Source organism: Sphingobacterium sp. BS-2 (genome assembly GCF_046161205.1).
Taxonomy (GTDB): Bacteria; Bacteroidota; Bacteroidia; order Sphingobacteriales; family Sphingobacteriaceae; genus Sphingobacterium; species Sphingobacterium mizutaii.
In genome coordinates, this window is sequence record NZ_JBIXGO010000020.1 from 255,827 (window position 1) to 264,559 (window position 8,733).

The 8,733-nt window shown below is 38.9% G+C and carries 7 protein-coding genes and 1 tRNA gene; 5 read left to right on the plus strand and 3 right to left on the minus strand.

Going from position 1 to position 8,733, the window contains the following annotated elements; all coding sequences use genetic code 11:
* The first annotated feature begins 441 nt into the window (after positions 1 to 441).
* The 3 genes from ppk1 (at position 442) to ACK2WI_RS16135 (ending at position 4,213) form a co-directional block, all read left to right on the plus strand.
* A complete protein-coding gene (gene ppk1, locus ACK2WI_RS16125; RefSeq protein WP_313367455.1) occupies positions 442 to 2,574 on the plus strand; it encodes a polyphosphate kinase 1 in 2,133 nt (710 codons plus the stop codon).
* A gap of 55 nt (positions 2,575 to 2,629) precedes the next feature.
* Complete coding sequence (locus ACK2WI_RS16130) at positions 2,630 to 3,700, plus strand: PA0069 family radical SAM protein (protein ID WP_409151576.1); 1,071 nt, start codon at positions 2,630 to 2,632, stop codon at positions 3,698 to 3,700.
* A gap of 129 nt (positions 3,701 to 3,829) precedes the next feature.
* Positions 3,830 to 4,213, plus strand: a complete 384-nt coding sequence (locus tag ACK2WI_RS16135) for a hypothetical protein (RefSeq protein ID WP_409151577.1) — start codon at positions 3,830 to 3,832, stop codon at positions 4,211 to 4,213.
* Between the two features lie 79 nt (positions 4,214 to 4,292).
* Here the strand turns inward: ACK2WI_RS16135 and ACK2WI_RS16140 are convergent, their stop codons facing one another.
* Genes ACK2WI_RS16140 through ACK2WI_RS16150 form a run of 3 tightly spaced genes read right to left on the minus strand, consistent with a single transcriptional unit; the run spans position 4,293 to position 7,975 of the window.
* Complete coding sequence (locus ACK2WI_RS16140; protein WP_409151578.1) at positions 4,293 to 4,901, minus strand: hypothetical protein; 609 nt, start codon at positions 4,899 to 4,901, stop codon at positions 4,293 to 4,295.
* Between the two features lie 9 nt (positions 4,902 to 4,910).
* A complete protein-coding gene (locus tag ACK2WI_RS16145; RefSeq protein ID WP_093096764.1) occupies positions 4,911 to 5,537 on the minus strand; it encodes a DUF502 domain-containing protein in 627 nt (208 codons plus the stop codon).
* Positions 5,538 to 5,539: 2 nt separating this feature from the next.
* Entirely contained in the window at positions 5,540 to 7,975 is a 2,436-nt protein-coding gene (locus ACK2WI_RS16150; RefSeq protein ID WP_409151579.1) for a bifunctional UDP-N-acetylmuramoyl-tripeptide:D-alanyl-D-alanine ligase/alanine racemase, read from the minus strand.
* 69 nt (positions 7,976 to 8,044) lie between these two features.
* Here ACK2WI_RS16150 and ACK2WI_RS16155 point away from each other — a divergent pair, with 69 nt between their 5' ends.
* Both ACK2WI_RS16155 and ACK2WI_RS16160 read left to right on the plus strand, forming a co-directional pair.
* Positions 8,045 to 8,536, plus strand: coding sequence for a regulatory protein RecX (locus ACK2WI_RS16155; RefSeq protein WP_409151580.1), 492 nt, complete (start codon positions 8,045 to 8,047; stop codon positions 8,534 to 8,536).
* A 64-nt stretch (positions 8,537 to 8,600) separates the two neighbouring features.
* Positions 8,601 to 8,673 (plus strand) — tRNA-Gly (locus ACK2WI_RS16160).
* The last annotated feature ends 60 nt before the right edge of the window (positions 8,674 to 8,733 follow it).

The window sequence follows — 8,733 nt, forward strand, 5'->3', positions numbered from 1 at the left end:
TTATGAGCCAATCTGTCATTTGATGATACAGGAAAAAAGCTGTTGTTAAATTGCATTTTATTTATTGCGATTATAGTAGTAATGACAGCATCCAAGTTTTCTTGGATGCTCTTTTATTTAACAGCTACATCCTACCCTCGCTATTTCCTTCCGATATAGTCATATGAGACAATGTATTATCAAATAGTTTATTTATTAATTATTATTTACAGTTATTTTAACTAATTTTAACCTTGAATTAATTGAAGGTAATTATTAATCTGTAAACACATAAAAAGTTCGAGGGGAAAACTAACAAATTAGTATAAAAACCAAGTCTAATCGGGAAATTAAAGGGAAAATTTGAAGATTAAAATTTTGTTCCCTAAGCTCTCTGATTATTTAATAATTTGATATTAATTTATTAACTTTTACCAAATAAAGCTCGAACATCTTTGAGCTATGATGATAGATAGAGAAATGGCAAGCAAGTTTATCCCGAGAGATATCAGTTGGTTAAGTTTTAATGGTCGAGTTTTGCAAGAAGCTGCGGACCCTACAGTTCCCTTACATTTAAGAATTAAGTTCTTGGGTATCTTTTCCAATAACCTGGATGAGTTTTTCAGGGTTCGGGTTGCTGCGCTTAAACGGGCAGCTGAAATAAACACGAAAGAGTCCAATGGCTATTTTTACAAAGCTCCGGCTATAATTTTGGAGAAGATTACAGAAATCGTAATCAAACAACAACGCAAATTTGATAAGATCTGGAACCAGGTACAGCGTGAAATGGCCAAACAAAAGGTCTATATCAAGTCTGCGGAGGACTTAACCCCTACCCAACTTGAGTTTGTAAAGAATTATTTCGATGAAGAAGTAGAGACCAATATCATCCCCTTAATATTGGACGAAAGCAAACCTATGCCATACTTAAGGGACAAAAGTCTTTATCTTGGAATTGCCATGTACAAAGAGGAATGGCAATATGACACCAAATTTGCTATCATCGAGTTACCCTCAAGGCAATTGGGCCGCTTTGTAATCTTACCTTCTTCAAAAAATCAAAAAGATATTATCCTGATTGAGGATATTGTAAAAGTAAACTTACCCTACATTTTCTCTTATTTCGGCTTCGACGACTTTGTAGCAAACACCTTTAAGGTCACAAAAGATGCGGAGTTTGACTTGGACAATGATGTCAACACTTCCTTTGCCGATAAGATCAGTAAAGGGATCAAGACCAGAAGGAAAGGTAAGCCGACCCGTTTTGTTTTCGACCAGGAAATGGATCCTAAATTATTGGAATTATTGATCAAGAAATTGAATTTCAGCAAAAAAGACTCCATAATCCCTGGCCAGAAGATCCATAACTTTAAGCACTTCATGGATTTTCCAGATGTATTCAAGTCATATCAGAAACCTGAAGAACGTAGATCATTCGAACATCCTGATTTCACGGGTTATGATCGAGTGACCGACATCATCCAAAAGAAAGATGTGCTTCTCTCCTTCCCTTACCATGAGTTCCGTCCAATGATCGACCTTTTGCGTGAAGCCGCAATGGACCCTGATGTTAAATCTATTAAAACGACGATCTATAGGATGGCCAGCAATTCCAAGATTGCGAATGCCTTGGTAAATGCGGCTAGAAATGGAAAGGAAGTAACGGTGATGTTGGAACTTCGTGCAAGATTTGATGAAGAACATAACCTAGAGTGGAAAGAGCGCTTTGAGATGGAAGGTGTGAAGGTATTGGTGGGTGTACCGAATAAAAAGGTGCATGCGAAATTATGCATCATCAAGAAAAGGGTACAAAACAAAACCATTCAATATGGATTTGTGAGCACAGGAAATATCAATGAAAAGACCGCAAAACTTTATGGAGATTATTGCCTGATGACCAGCAATAAGGGTGTAATGGCCGATATCAACAAGATATTCAATGCATTGCAAAAGCCTAAAATCCCAATCGAACAACAGATCCATCATAACAAGCACTTGATGATCTGTCCATACGATATGCGACAACAGTTATCGGCCCTAATCGATAAGGAGATCGCTGAAGCTAAGGCCGGAAGACCTGCGAGGATTATTATCAAGATCAATTCCCTGAGCGATAAGGAATCTATCAAAAAAATCTACGAGGCTTCCTCAGCTGGTGTTCAGGTCGATCTGATCGTAAGGGGAATATTCTGTGCTGTTAATCAGCGGAAGTTTTCAGCACCCTATAATGCCATTAGCATTGTAGATGAATTCTTAGAGCATGCCCGCGTATTTTACTTTTATGCCGCTGGAAAAGAACTGACCTACATTTCATCCGCCGACTTGATGACCAGAAATTTGGACCATCGGATCGAAGCAGCTGTGAAGATCAATAGCAAAAAGCTAAAACATGAGCTTCTGGATATGCTGGAAATTCAATTGCGCGATAATGTCAAGGCTAGGATCCTGAACAATAAACAGAATAATGAATATGTCCACAATGATGAGCCGATTTGCAGATCCCAGATCGAGATCCATAATTATTTAAAGGCAAAAGCTGTGGAACATGAGGTCAAAGAATTGGAAGCCCCTGTATTAGAACCGATAGAACAATAAACAAGATTTTTTATTTTGCTAATATTTTTAGTATTTTAGTAAAAATATTGGTGAGATGGAACATGGATTTATTTCAGGAAGAGGGGCGCAAAAGAATATACATAATGTATTTTCTAAGCTGAGTTATACACAAGATCATATAGAAGGGATTGATGATTGGGAACAGGACATTCCAAATACCCAGTTTACCATTATCCATCCTAAGAGCATAGTCAACAAAGTTAGCAGTCCTGATGTGGGTATGGAATATTCCGCCAATCCATATCAGGGTTGCGAACATGGTTGCATCTATTGCTATGCACGGAATTCGCATCAATACTGGGGATACAGTGCCGGACTTGATTTCGAGAGCAAGATTTTAGTGAAGTCTAACAGTCCTAAATTGTTCCGGGATTTCATTACCCGAAAAAACTGGGACGGAACCCCTATTTCCCTTTCGGGCAACACGGATTGTTACCAGCCATTAGAAAGGAAATTTAAGCTCACTAGAGCCATTTTAAAAATTGCTCTTGAACATGGTCAACCTATTGGATTAATTACGAAGAACAGCTTAATACTGCGTGATCTGGACATACTGAAGGAAATGGCCATGAAAAATCTATGTATGGTCTTTATTTCCATTAATTCCCTGACGAAAGAAACGCGATCCAAGATGGAACCTAGGACGGCTACTGCCCAACAAAGGCTCAAGGTGATTGAAACGCTTTCGAATAATGGCATCCCTGTAGGAATCATGTGCGCTCCAGTGATCCCTGGGCTAACAGACCATGAAATACCTAAGGTATTGAAGGCCGCGGCATCTGCTGGGGCAAAATGGGCAGGCTATACCGTTGTACGCTTAAATGGTGAAATTTCCAAGATTTTTGAAGAATGGCTGCATAAGGCCTACCCCGATCGTGCAAATAAGATTTGGCATAGCATACAAGCTTGCCATAACGGTAAAGTAAATGACAGTGAATTTGGCAACAGAATGAGAGGAACAGGTCAGCTTGCTGAAATAATCCGCAATAATTTCAGGCTGCATTGCCGAAAGAATAATTTGAACCAGAGCATGTTCGAATATGACCTCTCACACTTCAAAAAGCAACAAAATCCCCAATTAGACCTATTTGAAACCTTAGGTTAAGGAACGTTAAAGTTTTGTTAAAATAATGTTGTAACAGCTATGTTGCAGCCTAAATGGCATATCGTTTGGTCATAGTACAGCGATAAACTATAGAAAAACGATAAAATAATTTGCACTATGAAAAAATCAATGAAATTACTAAGTCTATTGTTTGTAGTATTGTTCGCAGTTTCTGCATGTTCAAAAGACGATGATCCAGCAGATAACGACATATTTGTGGATGAATACAGAGGAACAATCAGTTATGTTAACAAAAATGATAGTCAGAAAAATGTAGCACCTACCGAAGGGAAGGTAACAGTGACCAAAGTGGGTGGCTCAAATTACTCCTTTATCTTTGATAGTGAAATTCCAGATATCTTGAATGTTAAAATGCAAAAGGGAGATAACAATAAATTGTTCTTAGAGGACGGAAAACTTGGACTTATCTCCATTGATGCTGATCAGTTGACAATTGGATACTCTTCTACTGATGAAGGAGAAACTTGGACAGCCAATTGTAAAAGAGACTAAAACTTCGATATATACAGATTAATTTAACTTGAAAAGAGCGATCAATATGATTGCTCTTTTTTTGTATAAGTAAGTATGATCAGTCTCTCTTAAACTTAATAAGAAGAGTAATTTTAAAGAGATTGGAATTGCTATTGATAAAGAGATTGTAATCCTCAGCATATTCCAAGAACAACCTACTTTCCAGTTGTTTGATCCGAGGATCATCTGCCTGATTGCTCAGGTAATGATTTACACGATTGCTGACCTCCAGACTTAGCTGCTGCCCCTTTACCTTTAACTTTATTTTCAAAGGGAAGCTAGACATGCTATTATACCCATTGACCATTGCATTCTGCACAATCGGAAAAAGCAACAAAGCTGGTATTTTCCCATCAGCATCATCAATAGCTAGATCTACCTTATGGAAATGTTCAGAACTGGAAAGTCCAGCATATAGGTCAATAAATTTTGAGAGCAGTTTGCATTCCTCGTCTACCGAGTGAACGCTGCTTTTTGAAATGGCCAATACCTTCTGTTGATATTCTTGGTATTTGCTTTTCAGGATCCCATCATCCGACGATTGGTTATAATAAAGTTTCGAAAGTTCCCTTTCTGTCTGTGCATTCAAAAAACTTAGCTCAGCATCTGAATTCAAGAGTTTGTATTCCAGCTCCTTAATGTTTTTCGAATTATTTTTCCAAAACATGGTTTTAGGTTAATGTATTTCTTTTTTTGTTTCCTTCTTTCCCTCTAAGCCACTCACACCACCTGAAACTACCAACTTCATGGCATCCGTAGCGGAAATATTCAACTTGGTCACTTTTTCTGAAGCAACCACTACAACCTGACCTGCAACGGAATAGGAATAAGGAAAATAAACAATCACTTCACCCGGAAGGTCAATGATATGTAAGTCTTTTTGGGTCAAGAAACCGATTTTCTTAAGCCCAAATTCATTGACTTCCACTAATACTGGTTCATTGAACTTTTTGGCATCCCCCACAAAGGCTTCCGTAAAATCCTTGATGGATGAATAAAGCGTATTGAACAATGGAATCTTACTGATGGTCCTGCTCAACCAGTTCCGGATGGGTGCAGTAACCAAGGTGGTAAAAATAAAACCAATCAATGTTAATAAAAGAATGACAGACACAATGCCTAATCCTGGAATATAAAGCGGTTTGCCGGTTTCATCGACCAAGAAGTGCTCTGTAATGTTCAATGCGCCATCTAAGGTGGCCACCAACCAGACAATGACGAAAATCGCCCCGGCAACAGGTGCTACAACCAATGTTCCTTTGATGAGGTAATAGAAGAATTGTTGAAAAAATTTAGTTATCATTTTTACTCGTAATAATAGACTCTTTTTACTCGACTTGAAATATTGACCAACAGTTCATACGGTATGGTACCGATATCGGAAGCTGCTTGCATCAGGTCTGGAAATACCAAGACCTCATCGCCCACCTGGACATCCTGTCCAGTAACATCCAACATACACATATCCATGCAGATATTTCCAACGGTTGGCGCTAGGAAACCATTAATTTGCATTTTTCCGACTGAATTACCAAATCGGCGGGCATAACCATCTGCATAGCCGATTTTTACCGTAGCAATCTTGCTGTCCCTGCTCAAGACTCCCTTCCTATCGTACCCAACGGTCTCTCCTGCTTGCAATTCTTTGATCTGGGTCACCGTAGTTTTTAGGCAGCTGACCTGTTCCAGGTTCATAAGGTTTTTATCCATATCTACTCCATATAGCCCTATCCCCAATCGAACCATATCCAAATGCGCCTCTGGCCAACGGACAATCGCTGATGTATTGGCCACATGCTTAATAAACTTATAGCCCAAACCCTGTTCTAATTTCTGTGCAGCAGTAAGATAGCTTGAAATCTGCGATGCTGTGAATTCATCTTGATTCGGATCACCAGAAGCTACTAAATGGGTAAAGAAAGACTGCACCCGTACCTGTTTCTGTGATTTTAGTTTTTCTATCACGGAATCGATTTCTGATGGAAAGAAACCTAATCTATGCATGCCCGTATCCAATTTCAGATGGATCTTAAAATCATTGATCTTCTGTTCTTCCAAGAATTCAATAAATTCATGTAGAAAGTCCATACTATAGACTTCAGGTTCCAGATTATGTTGGATCAACGATTGAAAGGTATCTCGATCGGGGCTCAATACCATAATCGGCAAAGCAATTCCTGCTGTCCTTAATTCCACTCCTTCATCTGCAAAGGCAACAGTCAGGTAATCGACCTTACTGAATTGAAGCAGATTCGCCACTTCAAAACTACCACTGCCATAGGAGAATGCCTTGACCATCGCCATCAACTTGACATTCTTGGGGATCAATGAACGATATAACATCAAGTTATTGGAAATGGCATTCAGATTGATTTCCAATACCGTTCCATGCGACCTTAATGCCAATCGTTGGACAATGCGTTCAAATTGGAATTTACGTGCTCCTTTGATCAGAATGCTTTCATCACTTAGGTTTAATTCCGTCAAATGCTCGAGGAATTCTTCCGTAGTTGCATATTCTTTCATCAGATCTATTTCAATATCCTTTAACCAAGGATATTTGTTGCCAACCCAAATGAACTTTTGAAGTTCAGATGAATTCAGCAATGCGATCAATTTCTGTTGCAGTTTTTCGCTTTCAGCCAATCCTTCCATTTCAGAAAGAATGAGCGTTTTGCTGTTATGTTGGTTCTGTTGATTTAAAAATTCTAAGGAAATCTTTAGGGATGCCAGATCATTTGAATAAGAGTCATCGATAATCGAACTATTATTGATTCCTTTTTTCAATTGCAAGCGCATTTCCAGAGGCTTCAGGTTTTGTATCCTTTCCACGATGGTTTCTGCATCATATCCCATGAAATACATACAGGCGATACAGCTCATGATATTTTCTATGGATGCGCGGTCAGTGAAAGGGACCTGACAGATGCAGATCACCTCGCCTATCCTGATTTTTAATTTACTGAGCTGATTATGGGTTTCCTCTTGGATCAATTGGATTTGGTCCCTATCTGTCCTTCCCCATGTAACCAAACGAATATTGGGATCGATCTGTTCGGTATCGATATAATCGGATCCCGCAATCAGGGTTTCCACTTGGGAGAAGAGTTTCATTTTTTCTTTTAACTTCTCTTGTTTACTCGAGAAGTTCTGGGAATGTGCTACACCAATATTGGTGAAAATGCCAATATTGGGTTGGATCATTTGTTGCAGGCTGGACATTTCGCCAGGCTCGCTGATACCGGCTTCGATTATGGCAAGATCATACTGTGGACCTAAATTCCAAAGTGATAGCGCAACCCCAAGCTGGGAGTTATAACTTTTAGGACTTTGATAAACTTTCTTTTCTGGAATCAACAGCTGGAACAACCATGCCTTGACAATGGACTTCCCATTACTGCCCGTTATCCCGATGATCGGGTAATGGAACTGTTTTCTATGGTAGGCAACCAGTTCTTGCATAAAATGCAAAACATTGTCGACCTGGATGACATTGACATCGTTTTTACCCTCAAAAAAGGCGACAGGATTGGAAATTACGAAATTACGAATCCCCTTCTTGTAGGCATCAGGAATAAAATCATGACCATCACGAGTGGCTTTAAGGGCAAAGAATAGAGATTCATCAGGATTGTTTACCTTACGGCTATCGTATACTAGTTCGCTGATTTTAGACGATAAATCATTTGATATCAAAGGTCTTATATTTAATTCCTCGCAAATAAATTTAATAGTATACATGATTCTGCAAATAAAGAACGAAGTTCATCATTTTTTTTAAAAGTTCATCATTTTTTGAAGATTTGCATTATGGATGACCCTATAAGAAAACAGAAGACCTATACTCCCTTGGAAGCCAAGCGGAAAGCTGAATCCTATTGTGCCTATCAGGAGCGTTCGCAGCAGGAAGTTCGTGACAAATTATATCAATGGGGCTTACATAGTAAGGATGTTGAAAATATTATCAGTTACCTGATCGAGAACAATTTCTTAAATGAGGAGCGTTTTGCGAATGCCTATGTACTGGGCAAATTTAGGATTAAAGGTTGGGGCCGGATCAAGATCATGCAAGGATTGAAATTAAAACAGGTTTCAGCTCCATTGATTAAGATCGCGATGAAGGAGATCGACCCGAATGATTACTTTGAGAAATTGAAGACAATCATAGAGAAGAAATCGGCCTTAATTAAAGAATCAGACCCTTATAAACATAGAAACAAGCTGTATCAATATGCCTTGGGTCGAGGGTATGAAAATAATTTGATTTTAGAGATACTGAAAGACAATGGGTTGGAGGGATAATGAAATATTTTTGAAAAAATAATTTTAGGATTTCAATTTTCTCTCTATATTTGCACCACGTCAAGCGAAAGTAGCTCAGTTGGTAGAGCACAACCTTGCCAAGGTTGGGGTCGCGAGTTCGAATCTCGTCTTTCGCTCAGTTGCCTAGGTGGTGGAACTGGTAGACACGCAGGACTTAAAATCCTGTTCCCGTTAAG